Source organism: Streptococcus mitis (assembly GCF_009496285.1).
Taxonomy (GTDB): Bacteria; Bacillota; Bacilli; order Lactobacillales; family Streptococcaceae; genus Streptococcus; species Streptococcus mitis_BP.
Window position 1 is genome coordinate 1 of record NZ_WIJK01000059.1, and the last position, 875, is coordinate 875.

Annotated in this window: 1 protein-coding gene; it reads right to left on the reverse strand. The window is 40.0% G+C overall.

Features of this window, described 5'->3' with window-relative positions; all coding sequences use genetic code 11:
- Nucleotides 1-71: 71 nt before the first annotated feature.
- On the reverse strand, nt 72-875 hold an 804-nt coding region (locus GEZ89_RS09480), incomplete at its 5' end, for a transposase (RefSeq protein ID WP_153225813.1).

Here is an 875-nt window from a genome sequence, read left to right on the forward strand (position 1 = left end):
AAAGTGTCTGGGACAAAATAGTTCTCAGCCACAAAAAAGCTAGAGGTTCCCAATTGTGGAATTCTAGCTTTTTAATTTTGAGTCATTCTCTTATTGTATTTTAGGAGGTTATTGGCCATGAGCACCAATCCCATGTCAATTCTCACTTGACGCTTGCCTCTTAAGTTACATCTCTTGTAACCCAAACAAGCCTTTATCTGCCCAAAGACAGGTTCCACATCAATCTTGCGTTGAGCGAAAATCTGTCTACCTTCGGGAGATAAAAGCGCCTTGCATTCTTTAATTTTTAAGTGCTGATAGCGCTCGTTAATATACAGTCCCTTTTGAGGGGCTGATTCAGGTTCATCAGCGTTGTAAACCTTGATTTCCTGTTGAAAGTTCGTCTGTGTTTTCTGATGTTTGATATGATGAAAACGATAGCACCAGCCATCAGGATGCGTGTAGCTATCCTCCTTGTCATTGTAGTGCCAATTCGCTAAGTTCCTATCCGACTGTTTATACCCTTTCTTCTGTTCCTTATCAAACATGGCATATTTAATCAGATGGTTCACACCCTTTTCGTCTAAACGAAGGAGGTTTTCTTCACTTCCATATCCAGCGTCTGCGACAACTGTCTTTACGTTATGCGGATAAGTTTCAAGTAAGGGAAGAAGAGTCTTGGTGTCTGTTGGATTTGAGAAGATATCATAGTGAAGAACAAATTGGTTTTCAGTAGCGATTTGAAGATTATAAGCAGCCTTGAGTTGGCCATTTTTCATATGGTCTTCCTTCATCCGCATAAAAGTGGCATCTGGATCTGTTTTGGAAAAGCTGTTACGCCCTTCAAAAGTTTCTTGATAGTTCTCATATTTTTCAGCACGTATTGAAAAATCCTC